The organism is Mesorhizobium sp. WSM4806 (assembly GCF_055811635.1).
Genome location: NZ_JBVVQZ010000004.1, coordinates 224470 through 242373, shown reverse-complemented (window position 1 = coordinate 242373; position 17904 = coordinate 224470). Strand labels below are relative to the sequence as shown.

Annotated in this window: 19 protein-coding genes and 1 pseudogene; 11 read left to right on the top strand and 9 right to left on the bottom strand. The window is 62.8% G+C overall.

The window, feature by feature from the left end:
- The first annotated feature begins 18 nt into the window (after positions 1–18).
- The 6 genes from AC0L2M_RS08825 to AC0L2M_RS08800 are packed head-to-tail and all read left to right on the top strand — an operon-like array spanning position 19 to position 6260.
- Positions 19–1029 carry an ABC transporter substrate-binding protein gene (locus AC0L2M_RS08825; protein ID WP_023798368.1) on the top strand — a complete coding sequence of 337 codons (1011 nt, stop codon included), beginning with the start codon at positions 19–21 and terminating at the stop codon, positions 1027–1029.
- A gap of 47 nt (positions 1030–1076) precedes the next feature.
- Positions 1077–2072 (top strand): ABC transporter substrate-binding protein, encoded by a 996-nt coding sequence (locus tag AC0L2M_RS08820; protein ID WP_023798367.1) that lies wholly within the window; start codon positions 1077–1079, stop codon positions 2070–2072.
- 23 nt (positions 2073–2095) lie between these two features.
- Positions 2096–2659: an SCO family protein gene (locus AC0L2M_RS08815; protein WP_287193719.1), complete on the top strand. Its 564-nt coding sequence runs from the start codon at positions 2096–2098 to the stop codon at positions 2657–2659.
- Positions 2625–4733: an ATP-binding protein gene (locus AC0L2M_RS08810; RefSeq protein ID WP_023798365.1), complete on the top strand. Its 2109-nt coding sequence runs from the start codon at positions 2625–2627 to the stop codon at positions 4731–4733. The genes AC0L2M_RS08815 and AC0L2M_RS08810 overlap by 35 nt, the downstream gene beginning before the upstream one ends.
- On the top strand, positions 4730–5095 hold the full coding sequence (locus AC0L2M_RS08805) for a response regulator (protein ID WP_023798364.1): 366 nt from the start codon (positions 4730–4732) through the stop codon (positions 5093–5095). Before AC0L2M_RS08810 ends, AC0L2M_RS08805 begins: the two co-directional genes overlap by 4 nt.
- Before the next feature lie 13 nt (positions 5096–5108).
- Positions 5109–6260: an adenylate/guanylate cyclase domain-containing protein gene (locus AC0L2M_RS08800; RefSeq protein WP_023798363.1), complete on the top strand. Its 1152-nt coding sequence runs from the start codon at positions 5109–5111 to the stop codon at positions 6258–6260.
- 214 nt (positions 6261–6474) lie between these two features.
- Here AC0L2M_RS08800 and AC0L2M_RS08795 read toward each other — a convergent pair whose 3' ends face one another.
- The gene (locus tag AC0L2M_RS08795; RefSeq protein ID WP_023798362.1) at positions 6475–6693 is read right to left on the bottom strand and encodes a DUF2842 domain-containing protein; all 219 of its coding nucleotides are present in this window, start codon (positions 6691–6693) and stop codon (positions 6475–6477) included.
- A 152-nt stretch (positions 6694–6845) separates the two neighbouring features.
- On the opposite strand from AC0L2M_RS08795, the gene AC0L2M_RS08790 reads away from it, so the two are divergent.
- On the top strand, positions 6846–7934 hold the full coding sequence (locus AC0L2M_RS08790) for a COX15/CtaA family protein (protein WP_473534599.1): 1089 nt from the start codon (positions 6846–6848) through the stop codon (positions 7932–7934).
- On the opposite strand, the gene AC0L2M_RS08785 is transcribed toward AC0L2M_RS08790, so the two are convergent.
- The 4 genes from AC0L2M_RS08785 to AC0L2M_RS08770 all read right to left on the bottom strand — a co-directional run bounded on the left by AC0L2M_RS08785 (position 7924) and on the right by AC0L2M_RS08770 (position 11086).
- Positions 7924–8763 (bottom strand): aminoglycoside phosphotransferase family protein, encoded by an 840-nt coding sequence (locus AC0L2M_RS08785; protein ID WP_473482382.1) that lies wholly within the window; start codon positions 8761–8763, stop codon positions 7924–7926. The two genes, AC0L2M_RS08790 and AC0L2M_RS08785, sit on opposite strands and share 11 nt — an antisense overlap.
- Positions 8764–9696, bottom strand: a complete 933-nt coding sequence (gene argC, locus AC0L2M_RS08780; RefSeq protein WP_287120408.1) for an N-acetyl-gamma-glutamyl-phosphate reductase — start codon at positions 9694–9696, stop codon at positions 8764–8766. It abuts the gene before it with no gap.
- 31 nt (positions 9697–9727) lie between these two features.
- Positions 9728–10735, bottom strand: a complete 1008-nt coding sequence (speB, locus tag AC0L2M_RS08775) for an agmatinase (RefSeq protein ID WP_287175255.1) — start codon at positions 10733–10735, stop codon at positions 9728–9730.
- Between the two features lie 222 nt (positions 10736–10957).
- A complete protein-coding gene (locus tag AC0L2M_RS08770; RefSeq protein WP_287175253.1) occupies positions 10958–11086 on the bottom strand; it encodes a hypothetical protein in 129 nt (42 codons plus the stop codon).
- 54 nt (positions 11087–11140) lie between these two features.
- Between AC0L2M_RS08770 and AC0L2M_RS08765 the strand changes: the two genes are divergently transcribed.
- Positions 11141–12199: a glycerophosphodiester phosphodiesterase family protein gene (locus AC0L2M_RS08765; RefSeq protein WP_473534598.1), complete on the top strand. Its 1059-nt coding sequence runs from the start codon at positions 11141–11143 to the stop codon at positions 12197–12199.
- A gap of 441 nt (positions 12200–12640) precedes the next feature.
- Here the strand turns inward: AC0L2M_RS08765 and AC0L2M_RS08760 are convergent, their stop codons facing one another.
- On the bottom strand, positions 12641–13513 hold the full coding sequence (locus AC0L2M_RS08760) for an aldo/keto reductase family oxidoreductase (RefSeq protein ID WP_473534597.1): 873 nt from the start codon (positions 13511–13513) through the stop codon (positions 12641–12643).
- A 94-nt stretch (positions 13514–13607) separates the two neighbouring features.
- Between AC0L2M_RS08760 and AC0L2M_RS08755 the strand changes: the two are divergent.
- A pseudogene (locus tag AC0L2M_RS08755) lies at positions 13608–14509 on the top strand (LysR family transcriptional regulator).
- A gap of 287 nt (positions 14510–14796) precedes the next feature.
- Here AC0L2M_RS08755 and rpsI read toward each other — a convergent pair.
- From rpsI to AC0L2M_RS08740, 3 genes are all read right to left on the bottom strand, one after another.
- The gene (gene rpsI, locus AC0L2M_RS08750; RefSeq protein ID WP_027155304.1) at positions 14797–15279 is read right to left on the bottom strand and encodes a 30S ribosomal protein S9; all 483 of its coding nucleotides are present in this window, start codon (positions 15277–15279) and stop codon (positions 14797–14799) included.
- Position 15280: 1 nt separating this feature from the next.
- On the bottom strand, positions 15281–15745 hold the full coding sequence (gene rplM, locus AC0L2M_RS08745; RefSeq protein WP_023798353.1) for a 50S ribosomal protein L13: 465 nt from the start codon (positions 15743–15745) through the stop codon (positions 15281–15283).
- Positions 15746–15976: 231 nt separating this feature from the next.
- The gene (locus AC0L2M_RS08740) at positions 15977–16441 is read right to left on the bottom strand and encodes a PaaI family thioesterase (protein ID WP_023798352.1); all 465 of its coding nucleotides are present in this window, start codon (positions 16439–16441) and stop codon (positions 15977–15979) included.
- A 151-nt stretch (positions 16442–16592) separates the two neighbouring features.
- Here AC0L2M_RS08740 and AC0L2M_RS08735 point away from each other — a divergent pair, with 151 nt between their 5' ends.
- Positions 16593–17414 carry an enoyl-CoA hydratase gene (locus tag AC0L2M_RS08735; protein WP_473534596.1) on the top strand — a complete coding sequence of 274 codons (822 nt, stop codon included), beginning with the start codon at positions 16593–16595 and terminating at the stop codon, positions 17412–17414.
- Positions 17415–17429: 15 nt separating this feature from the next.
- Complete coding sequence (locus AC0L2M_RS08730; RefSeq protein ID WP_128170017.1) at positions 17430–17852, top strand: VOC family protein; 423 nt, start codon at positions 17430–17432, stop codon at positions 17850–17852.
- Positions 17853–17904 lie beyond the last annotated feature (52 nt).

The following is a 17904-nucleotide window of genomic DNA, read 5'->3' as shown; positions in this document are numbered from 1 at the left end:
CCAGGGAAGGAGAGCACCATGCAAATCATCCAGAACCGCCGTCGCTTCTTGGCGGGCGCGGCTGCAGCCAGCGCCGCGGGGCTCATCGGGACCGCGACACAGGCATGGGCCGAGCCACCCCCGGAAACGACCTCCGTCCGCTTGCCGCGGTGGATCGATGGCGCCTACTGCTGGGCCGGCTTGTATATCGCCGGAGAGCTGCTGCGCGCGGAGGGCTTCACCGACGTCCGTTATGTGCAAGGCGACAAGAGCGTCGACCAGTGGAAGTGGATTGCGCGCGGCGAGACGGATTTCAGTGTGAACTACGCGCCGATCCATATCGCCTCGATCGAGGCCGGCGTGCCGATCAAGGTCCTTACCGGACTGCATTCCGGATGCCTCGAACTGATCGCCAACGACAGGATCAAAGACATCACGGACCTGCGCGGCAAACGGGTGGGCACGAAGACCTTCGATACGCCGTCATACGTCTATGTTGCCCTGATGGCCGCCTATGTCGGGCTCGATCCCGTCAACGATATCGAGTGGGTCATCGAGCAAGGCGATCCGGCGAAGAGCTTCGCCGAAGGAAAGTTCGACGCGTACCTCTTCACGCCGCCGCAGCCGCAGAAACTGCGCGCCAAGAAGATTGGCCACACGATCCTCAACACGACCCTCGACCGCCCCTGGTCGCAGCATTTCTGCTGCATGGTTTCCGGCACTGACGATTATGTGAACAGGTACCCGGTGGCAACCAAGCGTGTGCTGCGGGCCATCTTGAAGGGCGCCGATCTTTGCGCGTCCGATCCGTCATGGAGTGCCAGTCAGCTAGTCGATCGAGGTTTCCTGCCCAGTTATGACTACGCGCTGCAAACGCTGAGCGACACCCGGTACGACACTTGGCGGGACTACGATGCCGAAGCGTCAATCCGCTTCTTCGCGCTCCGCATGCAGGAGACGGGCATGATCAAGTCAAATCCGCAGAGGATCATCGCCGCAGGCACGGACTGGCGCTTCCTTGACGAGCTGAAGCGCGAGTTGAAGATGTAAGGGCGTGGCCCGCATGCAGTGCCGTTTTCCAAGGGAAGGAGAGCCCCATGCAAATCATCCAAAACCGCCGCCGCTTCCTGGCCGGCGCCGCGGCGGTCGGCGCCGCGGGCCTTATCGGCACCGCGACGCGAGCCCAGGCCGAGCCGCCACCCGAGACGACCACTATCCGCCTCGCGATGCCTGCTGCCGCCTGTATCGCTCCGCTAGTGATGGCCGAGGAGTTTCTTCACGAGGAGGGTTTCAGGGAAGTTCAGTATGTGCCGATGCCCCTCACTGGGGCTGCCATGCTGACGGACGGCGAGGTCGATTTCGACATGCCTGCCTGGTCCGACTACCTGCCCCTGGCGGACGCTGGAAGGCCATTGACGGTGCTCTCCGGCGTCCAGGTGGGATGCTACGAACTGCGTGCCAATCAGAGCATCCAGAGTGTTGCGGATTTGCGCGGGAAGAGGGTAGCCATAAACGACTTCGGTACTACCGATCATATGCTGGTCAGCATGATGGCAGCCTATGTCGGGCTCAAACCTGCCTCCGACATCAACTGGGTCGTGAACGCGTCGGTCAGCCAGGCCGAGCTCTTCATCGCCGGTGAGGTCGATGCATTCATCGGCTTTCCGCTCGGGCCCGAGAAGCCGTGCCCGCGAAATGTCGGTCATGTCGTCGTCAACATCGCCCATGATCGCCCGTGGTCGAATTATTTCTGCTGCATGGCTGCCGCCAATGCCGATTTCATGCGGGCTAATCCGGTGGCGACGAAGCGCGCTTTGCGTGCCATCCTCAAGGCGACCGACATCTGTCACCAGCAGCCTGAACAGGTGGCGCAGCGGATGGCTGCCCTCGGTTTCTCGCACGAGTGCGTGCTGATGACTTTGAACGATAGCCGCTATGGGCTTTGGCGAGAGTACGACCCGGAAGACTCGGTCCGCTTCTTTGCGCTTCGGCTGAACGAGCTGGGCATGATCAAGAAGACCCCAAAGGAAGTCATCTCCGGATTCACCGACTGGCGCTTCCTCGAGGAGATCAAGCGCGAGTTGAAGACGTGAGCGCGTGGCCGGCGGGTGTCCTGGTGCTGGCCGTGCTCGTCTTTCCAACGCAGGGGCTTTCACACGACTCGATGCACAACGAACGGTTGCCGGTGATCGGCCCCGCGCCCGACTTCGTGCTCACCTCTCAGGACAATCGGCCAGTAGCGCTTGCCGATTATCGCAGTAGGGTCGTCGCCGTCACCTTCATCTTTGCCTCCTGCACAGATACCTGCCCGATCCTGACCGCCTTGATGGTGCGGGTTCAGGACGAGCTGGGATCTGCGTTCGGCAACAAGATCGCTTTCGTTTCCATTACCGTCGATCCGGAGCGGGACACACCCGAGGTCTTGAGGCAGTATGCCGAAAATTTCGGCGCCGATCTCAAGGGCTGGGCGTTCCTTACCGGAGAGCCCGCCGCCATCCGCGAAGTGGTTCGCAAATATGGCGTTTTCGCGAGGAAGACGACGGGGGGAGACGTCGACCACACCTTCCTGACGTCACTCGTAGACCCGGATGGCATCTTGCGTGTACAGTATCTTGGCGTTCGGTTCGACCTGGAGGAGTTCCGGGGTGACCTTCTCAGCCTCTTGGACGAATCCAAATAAAATCACGAACCGGCTGGTCGGCTGGGTTGCGCGGCTGCCGGCGCGCGTCCAGACCAAGCTGCTGATCGCATTCCTGTCGATCGTCGGGCTGCTGATCGTGCTCGGGGCTGTCGGGTTACAGGTGCTGAGTGGGGTGAACGATCAGACGACCGAGCTGATCAAGCTGCAGCGCAGGATCGCAGCCTATCGCCAGGTGCAGCACGATACGACGAACCAACTCTATGGCATCTCGACCGCACTTTTGCTTCAGGACGACCGGATGCTGGATGCGGCGCTGCGCCAGCTCAATCAGTTTGGCTACGACCTCGACCGCATGGAGTTCGTCGCCGAAAGTGAGGCGGAAGTACTCGGCGAAGTCCGGCAGGAGTACGAACGGGTTACGGCCGGCGTGACACATGTCGCGGAGCTCTTCCGTGCCGGCCGCACGGAGGAGGCGCGTACGGTTCAGCAGGCTGAGATCATGCCCTCGGCCGACCGCCTGGAGCGGCTGACCAATCAACTGGTCAATATGGCCGAAGCCGACATGGTGGCGGCAATCGAAACGACCGAGGGGGCGTACGGGACCTCCCGACTGATTGTGCTCTCCTTTGCGGTGGGCAGCATCCTGCTGGCGCTGGGGCTGGGCTACATCATCTCCTGGTCGTTGATCGAGCCGGTCAAGAAGATTGAGACGCGTCTGCGCCAGATAGCGGCCGGCGACTTTGCCCAACAGGTTGCCGTCACCAACCGGGACGAGCTCGGAGTGCTTGCCGGCAATGTCAACCAGACGTCCGAACAGCTGGGGCGGCTTTATCAAGAGGTGCAGGCGCGCACGGCCGAGCTTGCGCGCTCGGTCGGCGAACTGGAGGCGCTCGGGGAAGTCAGCAAGGCGGTCAATTCGACGCTCGATCTCGACACGGTGCTACAGACGATCGTTGCGAAGGCGGTTCAATTGTCGGACACGGATGCGGGCACCATCTATGTGTTCAGCAGCACCAGGCAACAATTTCGCCCGCGCGCAACCTATGGGATGAGCGACGAACTCATCGCCGCGATTTCCGACCAGGCCATCGGGCTGAACGATCCCGGAATTGGCGACGCGGCACGGCGCTGTGCACCTGTCCAGGTACCGGATCTCAGCGAAGGAACGCCGTCTCCCGCTCAGAAGATCGTCCTCGACGCCGGATATCGCAGCGTTTTGGTGGTTCCGCTGCTCAGGCCGAACAAGCTCGTCGGCGCGCTCGTCGTCAGGCGCCGCAAGCCAGGTGAATTCGACCAGCAAATCATTCATCTGCTGGAGACGTTCGCAGCGCAATCGGTGCTCGCAATCCAGAATGCCAAGCTGTTCCGCGAGATCGAGGAAAAAGGCCGGGAGCTGGAGACGGCCAGCCGCCACAAGTCTCAGTTCCTCGCGAATATGAGCCACGAACTCAGGACGCCGCTCAATTCAGTTCTGGGCTTCACCGAATTGCTGGTCGACGGGATTTACGGCGAGCTCCCGGACAAGGCCAAGACGACTATTGCGCGCGTGCAAGCAAACGGCCGTCATCTCTTGGGGCTCATCAACGACGTGCTCGATCTTTCAAAGATCGAAGCGGGCCAGCTCACGCTGGCGCTGGAGGATTATTCCGTTGGGCAAATTGTTCGATCGACCGTTACAGCTGTGGAGCCGCTGGCGCGTTCAAAAGGGCTTTCGCTCGCTGCGACCGTCGCCGAAAATCTTCCGCTGGGTCGCGGGGACGAACGCCGCCTGACCCAAGTCCTGCTCAATCTTGCCGGCAATGCCGTCAAGTTCACCGAGAGGGGCGCGATCGACATTCTTGCCGATGCGGTCGACGGGCACTTTGAGATCATCGTGCGCGACACGGGTCCCGGCATTGCACCCACAGACCAGGCGCTCATCTTCGACGAATTCCAACAGGTCGACAGCAGCAGCACCAGGCAGAAGGGTGGCACGGGCCTCGGCCTAGCGATCTCGAAGCGTATCGTGGAAATGCACGGTGGAACCATAGGCGTCGAATCCGTGCCCGGTTCAGGCTCGACATTCCGCATGGCGATACCGATCCGGGTGGGAGAGGATGTGAAGGCAACATGAGCAAGAGAATCCTGATGGTGGAAGACACCGAGGACAACCGGCAGATCGTACGCGATCTCATCGCCACCACCGAATACGAACTGATCGAGGCCGCGGACGGTGCTGCCGGTGTCGCTGCCGCTGCAGCTGAGAAGCCAGACCTGATCCTGATGGACATTCAGCTTCCGGTGATCGACGGATATGAAGCTGCCCGCCGCATAAAGGCTGACCCGGCGCTCCGGCACATTCCGATAGTCGCCGTCACCTCCTACGCATTGTCGGGCGATGAGGCGAAAGCCCTTGCTGCCGGGTGCGATGGCTACATTGCCAAGCCATTCAGTCCGCGCCAGCTGCTTGCCAAGATCCGGGAGTTGCTTTCCTAGAGGAGACAGGGCCTTGCACGATCCGCCTCGCATTCTCGCCGTCGACGATACCCCGGAAAACCTCGAAATCCTGCGTATGCGCCTCGAGGCGAATGGCTACGAAGTGGTAACAGCAGCCGACGGCGAAGAGGGGCTTGCGAAGGTGCGCAGCCTCAGGCCGGACCTCATCCTCCTCGACATCATGATGCCGAAGCTCGACGGGATAAGCGTCGTGCGGATGCTCAAGGCAGACGTTTCGCTGCGATCGATCCCGGTTATCCTTGTCACCGCAAAAGCCGATACGCGGGATGTAGTCGAGGGATTGGATGCCGGCGGCGACGACTATCTAACCAAGCCGTTCGAGCACAGAGCGCTAGTGGCGCGCGTGCGGTCGATGCTACGCCAGAAGGCGCTTTACGACACCGTGGAGAGCCAGACGCGGCTCCTCGAGGGTCAGGCAGCACAATTGGCTGCATGGAATCGCTCTCTTGAACAAACAGTGGCGGAGCAGGTTACGGAGATCGAGCGAATGGGCCGGCTCCGACGGTTTCTTCCCGCGCAGGTCGCCGACCTTGTCGTTGCGGCAGGCAATGGCGACGCGCTTCTTCAAAGCCATCGTCGCGAGGTGACCGTCGTTTTCTGCGATTTGCGCGGCTTTACAGCCTTCGCCGAGACTGCCGAGCCCGAGGAGGTAATGACGGTTCTTGGCGAGTACCATTCCTGTCTCGGCGAACAGATCGTCCGTCACGAGGGGACTTTGGAGCGGTTCGTGGGCGACGGTATCGTTGTTGTTTTCAACGATCCGCTGCCCTGTGCCGATCACACCGAGAGGGCTGTCTCAATGGCTGCGGCGATGCGTGACGCAATTGACGAGCATTCAGAGCGATGGCGTAAACGGGACTACTTGCTTGGCTTCGGCATCGGTATCGCCCGGGGACACGCCACCATCGGGCGGATCGGTTTCGATCAGCGCGCGGACTACGCGGTCATCGGCACTGTGTCGAACCATGCGGCCCGATTGTGCGAGGAGGCCAAGTCTCGCCAGATTCTCGTCAGCCAACGGGTTCTTGGCGCCGTCGAATCATTGGTCGAATCCGTTCCAGTTGGCGAACTGACACTGAAGGGGTTTCGCCGCCCTATGCTGGCTTACGAAATTGTCCGGTGGCTTGGCCGGTCAAGTTTATGAACGCAGCCCAATGAGTGACCCGCGGGCGGACCAAGCCGTCGGCATGAATGACCGCAACGGTGGAAAGCGGTCGTTCCGTGGGCAGCAAGCGAACGACAACAATTGGTGCCGCCGGCGCGTTCCGATCGGCGACACGGAAGGCAGAAAACCACCCTGAGCTGCCCTACACCTCGGGTAGCAAGCGTCAGGCTTTCACCGCGGCGGCGAGCGAGCTTCAATTCTTCGGCCGCGGCGGCTCCAGGATCAGCCATTTGATGATGCCCATGGCCGGCAGCACCCAGAGCATGCCGCTGAGCAGGAAGAACAGGAAATGCGCCCACGGTCCCGATTCCGCCAGTTGCGCAACCGCCACGATCGATGCGACCAGCGCATAGACGATGACCAGCGCCACCAGCAGGATTGTTCCGATCAGCTTTTTCAGGCGAATGGGCATTTCGCGATCCGGTTGATCCCTATCGCTTAGGCCCAACGGAAGAGGCACGCAACAGCCAAGAAGCGGCGCGACGGCGTGCCGCGCTGTCCGGTCTTGCCAGTTGGATTGCGATGGTTCACCAATCCGCGACTGCAACCTGCCGGGACAAGACCATGGCTGCCATAGCTGCCGCGCCTTTCGTGACCCGCGACCGCGACCTGCGCAACCGGGTGCTGGTGCGCGGCTGGCTCTACGTCGTGCTCCTGGTGCTGTTTGTGCTGGTGCTGGTCGGCGGCGCCACCAGGCTCACCGAATCCGGCCTTTCGATCACCGAATGGAAGCCGATCCACGGCATCATCCCGCCGCTCAACGACGCCGAATGGCAGGAGGAATTCCAGCGCTACCAGCAGATCCCGCAATATGCCGAGCTCAACAAGGGCATGAGCCTCGAAGCGTTCAAGTCGATCTTCTGGTGGGAATGGTTGCACCGGATCCTGGCGCGCGGTGTCGGCGTGGTTTTCGCCGTGCCGCTGGTGTTTTTCTGGGCGACGCGCCGCATCGAACGCGGTCTTGGTCCGAAATTATTGGGCATTCTTCTTCTCGGCGGCCTGCAGGGCGCGATCGGCTGGTGGATGGTGGCGTCCGGGCTGGTCGACCGCGTCTCCGTCAGCCAATACCGGCTGGCGACGCATCTGACGCTGGCGGCGCTGATCTTCACCGCGACCATGGTGGTCGCGCGTGGATTGGCCCCGCATTCCGAGCCCGCGGCCGACCGCTCGACCCAGCGTCTGGCCGGCTTTCTGGTGCTGCTGGCGCTGATCCAGATCTATTTCGGCGGGCTGGTCGCCGGGCTCGATGCCGGCCTGAGCTACAACACTTGGCCGCTGATGGACGGCAAGCTCATCCCCGGCGACCTGTTGATCCTCGAGCCGGCATGGCGCAACTTCTTCGAGAGCCCGAAGACGGTCCAGTTCATCCACCGGCTCGGCGCCTACGCTATTTTCGTCGCAGCACTTTGGCACATGATCGCCACGCACCGGCGCCAGCCCGGCACCACCCATGCGCGCCGCGCGACGCTGCTGTTTGTGCTGGTGCTGCTGCAGGCCCTGATCGGCATCGGCACGCTGCTGATGCAGGTGCCGCTGCACATGGCGCTGACGCATCAGGTTTTCGCGCTTGTCCTGTTGGGCTTTGCCGCAGCGCATTGGCGCGGCACCAAGGGCGCTTATCCCATGCCCAACCAGATCGCCGTCAGAGGCTGAGCCGCACCGTCCTGATCGCCGTGGCAATGGACAATTCGCGGCTTTCCTCGACCGCATTGCCGTCTTCATGATGCCATGACGCCGACAGGCAGCCATAGGCGATGGCGTGATCCAGAATGGCTGGCGGCGTCTGGCCGAGCGTTCTGGCGAAAATCTCGGCCATGTCGGCAATCCGCCGGGGATCACGGCAAAGCTCGTCGCGGCCGAGCGGATTGTAGAACATGTTCGCCGCGTCGAAGCCGGGATCGCCGAGAACGCCCTTCGGGTCGATCGCCAGCCAGCCGCGCGCTCCCAGCATGATGTTGTCGTGATGCAGGTCGCCATGCAGCGGCAGCACCTCGACAGGATTGGCCAACAGCCGTTCCGCGGTCGCAGCCGCTTCGACGTAAAAGCTCTTTTCGCCGGCGTCGCGATCGATCTTCGCCTTGTTGAACAGACTGGAAAACCGCACCCGCAACGGCTGAAGGTCTGGTGGGGCAGGGTGGTCGGATGGCGAGAACAGTCTTGCCATCACTTCGGCCGCGATTGCTGTGGCGGCATTGTCGCCCTGCTCGGCGAGAACCTGTGACAGCAAGGTTTCACCGGCATATTCGAGCAGCATGCAGTGGCCGTCGCGGCCGAGCAGCCGTACCGCGCCTTCGCCGCGCCGCCAGGCGAGGAAATGCTCGCCGCGCAACTCGTCCTCGACGTCGTCGAAAGCTTTGAGCGCCTTGACGATCGCCGGCGAGCCGTCCTCGCGAACAACTTTCCAGATGCGGCTGCTGAACGTCTCGGCAATCAGTTCTGGCGCGTCGACCTTCCAGCGGCCTGGGAATGCCGGCGCGTCCATTCAGTTCTTGAGGCCGAGCATCAGATCCATGTTCTGCACGGCAGCGCCCGAGGCGCCCTTGCCGAGATTGTCGTAGACGGCGAACAGCAGCGCCTGGGCCCTGTCGTCGTTGGCGAAGACATGGAGCATCATCCGGTTGGTGCCGTTGTAGACTTCGGGATCGATCTCCGGCACGCGCTCCAGATGCGCATAGGGCGCCACCTCGACCACGCCGCCATCGATGGCGGCGAAATGGTCGGCGATCGCCGCATGAAGCTCGGCGCCGGTCGGCACATAGTCGAGGCCGCCGAGCTGCAGCGGCACCACGGTGATCATGCCTTGCGCGAAATTGCCGACCGCCGGCTGCATGATCGGATCATGCGACAGCTTCGCATAGGTCCTGAGCTCCGGCACATGCTTGTGCTGCAGGGTCAGCCCGTAGGGCAGGAATTCCGAGGCATCCTCGCCCTTGGCGACATAGTCCTCGATCATCGGCCGGCCGCCGCCCGAATAGCCAGTAATACCGTTGACGGTGACCGGAAAATCCGCCGGCAACAGCCCGGCCGCCACCAGCGGCCTCAGCGTCGCGATCGGCCCTTGCGGCCAGCAGCCTGGATTGGTGACGCGCTTCGCCGAAGCGATCTTGCGACCCTGAGCCTTGTCCATTTCGGCAAAACCATATTCCCAACCTTCTGCCACGCGATGCGCCGTCGAGGCGTCGATAACCCTTGTCGTGTCGTTGCTGATCAGCGAGACGCTTTCCTTCGCGGCTGCGTCCGGCAGGCACAGGATCGCGACATCGGCGGCGTTGAGGAACTCGGCTCTGGCTGCCGGTTCCTTGCGGCGCTCGGTCGGAATCGAGATGATCTCCAGGTCGCCGCGCTCGGCAAGCAGCGCCCTGATCTGGAGACCGGTGGTGCCGTGCTCGCCGTCGATGAAGATTTTCGGTTTCATTTGCCTGCCTGAACTCCCTGATAGTTCGAAATTATATGCCACTTGCCTGGTTCAATCCGGCAACAATGTGATTGCCATTGTTCAGCTCTTCGAGCCGGGCCTTTCGTTCCGCCAGCAGCCCGAGATAGTGCATGGCCACCGTCGACCCGGCAATTGCCGTTATATCGGCGTGATCATAGGCCGGCGCAACCTCCACGACATCGGCGCCGACGATATCGAGCTGATTGATCTGGCGCAGCACCGACAGGATCTTTGCCGAGGACGGCCCGCCGGCGACCGGTGTGCCGGTGCCGGGCGCGAAGGCCGGGTCGAGGCAATCGATGTCGAACGTGACGTAGGCCTTCTTGCCGCCGGTGCGGTCGACGATGGCATAGGCGATATCGGACGCGCGCATGTCCTCGATTTCGTGGCCGTACAGGATCTTGATGCCGAAGGTGTCAGGCGCATGGGTGCGGATGCCGATCTGGATCGAACGGTCGGGATCGATAATCCCCTCCTTGACCGCACGGCCGACGAAGGAGCCGTGATCGATGCGCTTGCCGTCGTCCGGCCAGGTGTCCTGGTGGGCGTCGAACTGCACCAGGGCCAGCGGACCGTGGATGGCGGCATGCGCCTTGAGCAGCGGCCAGGTGACGAAATGGTCGCCGCCGAGCGATAGCAGGAAGGCGCCGGATTTCAGGATCTTTGCCGCCTCGCGCTCGATCGTCCCCGGCGTCTTCTGGTGGTTTCCGCTGTCGAGCAGGCAATCGCCATAGTCGACCACGGCGAGATATTCGAACAGATCGCGCGAAAATGGGTATTGCGGGTCGTTGTCGAGGATGGTCGAGGCGCGGCGAATCGCCTGCGGTCCGAAACGCGCGCCCGGCCGGTTGGTGACGGCGGCGTCGAATGGGATGCCCCACACCACCGCGTCCGCGCCCTTCACGTCCTTCGAGTATTTGCGTCGCATGAACGACAGCGCGCCGGCATAGGTCGGCTCGAAGGACGCACCCGTCCTGGCCCGGGCGGTGAAGGCGTGGTCGATGTTGGTGTTCGGCATGAAGCGATCTCCTGTGCGTCGAGGCGCAACCTTATTGGATATAATTCCAGGAAATGCGACCCCTTCCGAGGGCCATGGCCGTTCGAGCTCGGTCACAACTTCTTGCTTGCCAGGTGAGCCCGCATGGCCAACCCGGAATTTGCGTAGATATGCATGAATACAACCGAAAGTAGCCAGCCGTCCTTACGCGGGATGGTTGTCAGCCGGGGAACGCAGCAGATTTCAGCGCGCCAGGCCGGCCACCGACCGCCAGGACGGCGGCATCGATCTCGGCAAGTCGAGATTGAAGAACAGCCGCTTCAGCCGGCATTGACCTGACTTTCCGGCATTTGCGAAGCCGGCTTCGTTCACTGGGCTGTCACGCGCGTCGCTTATCCGGGTTTGCATCCGGTAGGAGCGATTCTCATGCGAACGACTTGGCTGAACCTTGTGCTTGCCGCCGCCTCGGTGCTGTTCACTGGCTCGGCATTGGCTGGCGAAACACGCGCCAGGCAGATTCTCGACCGTTTCGAACACGCCAACCAATGGCGCGACCATGTCATGGTGGCGGCGCACCGCGCCGGCAGCCTGCAGGCCCGCAAGACGCTGTTTGCGGAGAACTCGATCGCCGCCCTCGAGGCATCGATCGCGCTTGGCGCCGAAATCGTCGAGGTCGATGTCAGGCGCTCGAAGGACGGCCAGTTCGTCGTCATGCATGACAGCTGGCTCGACCGCACGACGAACTGCAAGGGCGAGGTGGTCAAGCGCACGCTGGCCGAACTCAAAACCTGCAGGCTGGTGATCGAAGGCACCGGCGCCGTCACCGACGAGTCGGTTCCGACGCTGCGCGAGATGCTGATGGCGACCAGGGACAGAATCCTCGTCAACATCGACAACAAGCTCGACGTCGACAGCCTGGCCGGCATGATCGCGGTGGCGCGTGACCTTGGCATGGCCGAACAGGTGATCGTCAAGGAGAACCTGTGGAACCCGGCCAGGATCACCACTGTCAAGGCAGCCATGGGCGCGATCGGCAGCGGTTTCCAATTCATGCCGATCATTGCCGACGACGCGGTTCGCGACGCCGGTTTTGCCGAGAAGGTCAGCGGCGCCTTTTCGCCGCGCGCGGTCGAGATGATCAACTGGCGGGACGGCGCCGAGACGCTGACCGAGACCGGCGGTCCGCTGTTCAGCCCGCGCATGCGCGCCGCGGCGATAAGGGGCGACTGGCACATCTGGGCCAATACCTACGCCATCGTCAACAAGCCGGGCGGCTTCCTTGCCGGCGGTCGCGGCGATGAACTGGCGGTGTTCGCCAGCCTGCCGCGCGAGACCTACGGCTTCTGGGCCGAGCGCGGCGCCACCATCATCCAGACCGACGAGCCGAAAGCGGCGATCGACTGGCTGGCGGCAAACGGCTACCGCGTGCCCTATTCGGATGCGGCGCGGCCGGCGGAGCCGGCGAATACGGCGAGCATCAACTAGTTCCTCTGCACCGTGGATTTGGTTCTTTGACCGGCGGTCGCGCTGCCGGCCGGCCTGCAGCCACCATCTCTGACGCTGGGGATTAGCCACAGGCCACCATGCCTTCGTCATCCCAGGGCGGAGCAAGGAGCGAAGCGACGCGCTGCAGACCCTGGGATCCATTCCGTGACATCCGCCGAAGAATGCAGCGGCTCAGAATAAAAGCGCTCTGTAGCGATCCTTCGCGCCCCCCTCTGCCCTGCCGGGCATCTCCCCCACTTGGGGGGAGATTTGGCCTTCATCACTGATTTCGCCAACCACCAACCTTGCAAAAAGGGCGCTGTCCGCGAAGCTGCCAATCTCCCCCCAAGTGGGGGAGATGCCCGGCAGGGCAGAGGGGGGCGCTGTCCCGCCAGCCTGTCGATCATGGCGAGATTGGCTCGTTGCCGCTTTCGCCAATCCTCATGCCGCCATCGCCACGCCGTCCAACTCCCTCACGGCATCCTCCGGCAGTTCAAGTTCGGCCGCGGCAAGATTCTCCCGCAAATGCGCAACGGAAGACGTGCCGGGGATGAGCAGGATATTGGGCGCGCGACCGAGCAGCCAGGCGAGCGCGACCTGCATCGGTGTGGCGCCCAGGCGCTGAGCGACGCCGGACAGGGTAGACGACTGCAGCGGGTTGAAGCCGCCGAGCGGAAAGAACGGCACATAGGCGATGCTGTCGCGGGCGAGTTTGCCGATCAAGGCGTCATCGCCCCTGTGGGCCAGATTGTATTGGTTCTGCACGCAGACGATCCTGGCGATCCGTCGCGCCTCTTCGATCTGTGCAGATGTGACATTGCTGAGCCCGATATGACGCACCAGGCCCTGTCGCTGAAGCTCGGCCAGCACAGTGAACGGCGCCTCGATCGACCCTTCGGCGGGGCCATGCGCGTCGAACATGATCCTGAGATTGACGACGTCCAGCACGTCGAGCCCGAGATTGCGCAGATTTTCGTGCACCGCCTCCGTCAGCGCTTCGGGCGAGAAGGCCGGGAGCCACGAGCCATCCGCGCCGCGACGGGCGCCGATCTTGGTGACGATCGTCAGATCGTCGGAATAGGGCGCGAGCGCTTCACGGATGAGTAGATTGGTGACGTGCGGGCCGTAGAAATCGCTGGTGTCTATGTGATTGACCCCAAGCGCAACAGCTTCGCGCAGCACGGCCAATGCTGCGCCATGGTTCTTGGGCGGACCAAAGACGCCGAGTCCTGCGAGCTGCATGGCGCCGTAGCCGAGCCGCTTCACGGTGCGGTCGCCGAGAGTGAACGTGCCGGAAAGGTCAATGCTGGACATGGTCTATCTCCGTTCAGGATGAGGTTGAGATAGGCGCTGTCCGATCTCACGATAATTGGGTACATTCCGCACGGGCTGTACGGAATGTCGAACAATGAAGGTCGATCTCGGAGATCTGAACGCCTTCGTCGCCGTGGCGCGGGCCAAGGGTTTTCGAGATGGCGCCCGCGCCAGCGGCGGCAGTGCGTCGGGCTTGAGCGAGGCGGTGCGCCGCCTCGAGACGCAGCTCGGTGTCAGGCTGCTCAACCGGACGACCCGCAGCGTCGTCCCGACCGAAGCCGGCGCGAGCTTGCTGGCCCGGCTCGGCCCAGCCTTGACCGAGGTGGAATCGGCCCTCGACGTTGTGAATGGCTTCCGCGACAGGCCGGCAGGCACGTTGCGCCTCAACGTGCCGGTCAGCGCGGCGCGGCTGGTGCTGCCCAGCATCGTCCCTGGGTTTCTCGCTGCCTATCCCGGCATCCGGCTGGAGGTGATCGCCGAGGAGAGCTTTGTCGACGTACTGGCGGCAGGCTGCGATGCCGGGATCCGTTACGACGAGCGGCTGGAACAGGACATGATCGCGGTGCCGATCGGACCGCGCCTTCAGCTCTTTGCCACCGCCGCCAGCCCTGCCTACCTTGACCGCCATGGCCGGCCGCAACACCCGCGCGACCTGCTCGGTCACGCCTGCCTGCGCGGCCGCTTCGCCAGCGGGGCGATGCCGCCATGGGAATTCGAGCGCGACGGCGAGGTGGTGCGGGTCGATCCGACGGGGCCGCTTCTCGTGACCCTGGGCGGAGCGGCCGATCTCGCCGTCGATGCAGCCATCGCCGGTACCGGCATTGTCAGCCTGTTCGAGGATTGGCTTCGCCCTTACTTCGAGAGCGGTGCGCTCGAACCCGTCCTCGAACCTTGGTGCAGAGCTTCCCCGGGCCGTTCCTCTATTATCCCGGCCGGCGTCTCGTGCCGGCGCCGTTGCGGGCGTTTATCGATTTCATCAGGGACAGCCGGACCTGAGGCCTGCGTCGGGCATGAACTGCGCCCGGCGCCGTCACCCCACCCGGCGTTGCGCACCGACCTCCCCATCGAGGGGAGGTAGGGCGTCGCGCTTTACACTCAGACCATCGTCCGGCGCCCGGCCGGCTTTTGCAGACCGTTCGGCGAGCGGGAAGCTGTCCCGACCTTCTACCTCCCCTTGATGGCTCTTGATGGGGATGTCGCGCCGCAGGCGCGGGTGGGCTCGGCACCAAAAGAAAAGGCCGCCCGGAGGCGGCCTTTTCGACTGTCTGAAGCAGAAGCAGTGCTTAGCGCTTCGAGAACTGGAACGAGCGGCGGGCCTTCGCCTTGCCGTATTTCTTGCGCTCGACGACGCGGCTGTCGCGGGTCAGGAAGCCGCCCTTCTTGAGCACGCCGCGCAGCGCCGGCTCGTAATAGGTCAGCGCCTTGGAGATGCCGTGACGCACGGCACCGGCCTGGCCGGAAAGGCCGCCGCCGATGACGGTGGCGACGATGTCGTACTGGCCGGCGCGGTTGGCGGCGATGATCGGCTGGTTGAGGATCATCTGCAGGACCGGGCGCGCGAAATATTCGGCGAACACCTTGTCGTTGACGACGATCTTGCCGGAGCCGGGCTTCACCCAGACACGGGCGATGGCGTTCTTGCGCTTGCCGGTGGCATAGGCGCGGCCCGACTTGTCGAGCTTCTGGACGTGGACGGGTGCAGCCGGCTGCGTGTTGGTGTTGCCGGTGGCAGTTCCGAGTTCTGCGAGCGAGGAAAGCTCAGCCATTTTACGAAACCTTCTTGTTCTTGGCGTTCAGCTTGGCCACGTCGAGCGTGACGGGCTGCTGGGCGACATGCGGATGTTCCGTGCCTGCATAGACGCGGAGATTCTTCATCTGGCGACGGCCGAGCGGACCACGCGGGATCATGCGTTCGACGGCCTTCTCGACGACACGCTCGGGGAAACGGCCCTCGAGCAGCTGGCGCGCGGTGCGCTCCTTGATGCCGCCGGGGTGGCCAGTGTGCCAGTAATAGACCTTGTCGGTGAATTTCTTGCCGGTGAACACCACCTTGTCGGCATTGATGACGATGACGTTGTCGCCGTCGTCGACATGCGGGGTGAAGGTGGGCTTGTGTTTGCCGCGAAGATGATTGGCGATGACAGTGGCGAGACGGCCGACGACGAGACCCTCGGCGTCGATCAGCACCCACTTCTTCACCACATCCGCAGGCTTCTGCGAAAAGGTTGCCATGGATTGTTGCTTTCGGTTCGGACCTTCCCCATCGACGAACGACAAGGAAAGGCGTTTCTTGTTGCTTGGATTGACGCCGAGAGCTCGCCCGCCGCCAATAACAAAACGGCGGCCTTCGCGGGCCGCTGTTCCGTGAGGGCTTATAGGCGAGGGGGAGGTATCACGTCAAGGCTGATGAAAACCAACAGGGCGGACAAGACACAGTAAAAACAAAGGTTTGAGATAAAGGTATTATTTTACCACATGATCAAACCGCTTCGGCGGGATTGAATAGGTTCCCGTGGCGTGCGCTACCGTGTGTCCGTCCGGTCCGGCGACGATGTCGATTTCGAACACCATCAGGCTCTTGCCAAGCTTCAGGATGCGGCAATGACCATCGATCGGTCCGGCCTCGGCCTTGCGGACAAAATTGATGGTGAGATTGGTGGTGACCGAAAGCGCGTCCGGCCCGGCATGCGAAAGCACGCAGACATAGCCGCCTATGTCGGCCAGCGTGAACAGCGACGGGCCCGACACGGTTCCGCCGGGGCGCAAATGCCGCTCGTCGGCATTCAGGCGTACCGTGCAGCCGCCCGCAAACACCTCGATCGCTTCGTAGAAGGTGAACTGGTCGTTGAGCTGCGGATAGACGGTCTCCATCAGCGCATTGACCTGCGCCGCGGTCAGCACCGGCTTGAGATTTTTTTGCGCAGGCATAGGCGGTTTCCTATATGTGCCGTGGCCTGAGAAAACACGCCTTAAGCCTGTTCTTCAATCGGCAGCGTGCTAGTTCTTTTGTTCCATGGCCCCGCGAACCCGATGCCGCTGGCCAATAATGAGGTTGGAGACATGGGAAGAGGTTTGAAAAATGGTTGAAATCGTCGCCATCAAGCCTGCTGTTGCCGAAGGTCCTGTTGTCACGAGGCTGGACAAGGGCGTGCTCCGCCTGACGCTCGCCAATCCGCCGGCCAATGCGCTGTCGCTGGCGGTGATGGCGGCGCTGACGGCGGAACTCGACCGTGCCAAATCCGACAGATCCGTCCGCGTCATCGTCCTGGCGGCGGCCGGAAAAATGTTCTGCGCCGGACACGACCTCAAGGAAATGACCGCGCGCCGCACCGATGCCGATCGCGGCAAGGCGTTCTTCGAGGAGACGTTTTCCGCCTGCGCGGCACTGATGCAGGCGATCGTGCGCCATCCGAGGCCGGTGATCGCCGAGGTCGATGGCCTGGCGACGGCGGCCGGGGCACAACTGGTCGCGAGCTGCGATCTGGCGATCGCCTCGCACGAGGCGACCTTTTGCACGCCGGGCGTCAATATCGGGCTGTTCTGCTCGACGCCGATGGTGGCGCTGTCGCGCAACGTTTCGCGCAAGCACGCGATGGAGATGCTTTTGACCGGCGAGACCATCGATGCGGCGACGGCCAAGGAATTCGGCCTCATCAACCGCGTCGTGCCGCGCGAATATCTCAATCAGATTGTCACCAAATACGCGCAAACCATTGCTGCAAAATCGGCCTTGGTCGTCAAGACCGGAAAGGAAGCTTTTTACGCGCAGGCCGAATTGGGGCTGGTCGACGCCTATGCCTACACCGGCCGCGTCATGGTCGACAACATGCTGGCGCGCGACGCGGAAGAGGGCATCGGCGCCTTCATCGGCAAGCGCAAGCCGGAATGGACGGAGGAATAGGGACGGAGAATAGACATGGAGCCTCGCATCTCCATCATCACCATTGCCGTCGATGATCTCGAGCGCGCCACACGCTTCTACGAGGCGATGGGCCTCACCCGCCATGCCGGGATCACCGAGGGCGTCGCCTTCTTCCAGATGGGCGGCGTCATTCTCGGGCTGTTCCCGCGCCAAAGCGCCGAAACGGATTCAGGCATTACTTTCGGTGCGGCGCCGTCGGCGATCTACCTCGCCTACAACACCCGCTCCGACGCGGAGGTCGATGACGTGCTGACGATGGCCGAGAAGGCCGGCGGCCGCATCGTCAAGCCGGCCGGCCGCGCCTTCTGGGGCGGCTGGTATGGCTATTTCGCCGACACCGAAGGGCATGTCTGGGAAGTGGCGCACAATCCGGCTTTTCCGATCGCGGAAGACGGCAGCATCTCGCTGCCGGGTTGACCGCGTTTCCCACCGCTTTCGACGATACCGATCATTTCCGCATGATGCGCAG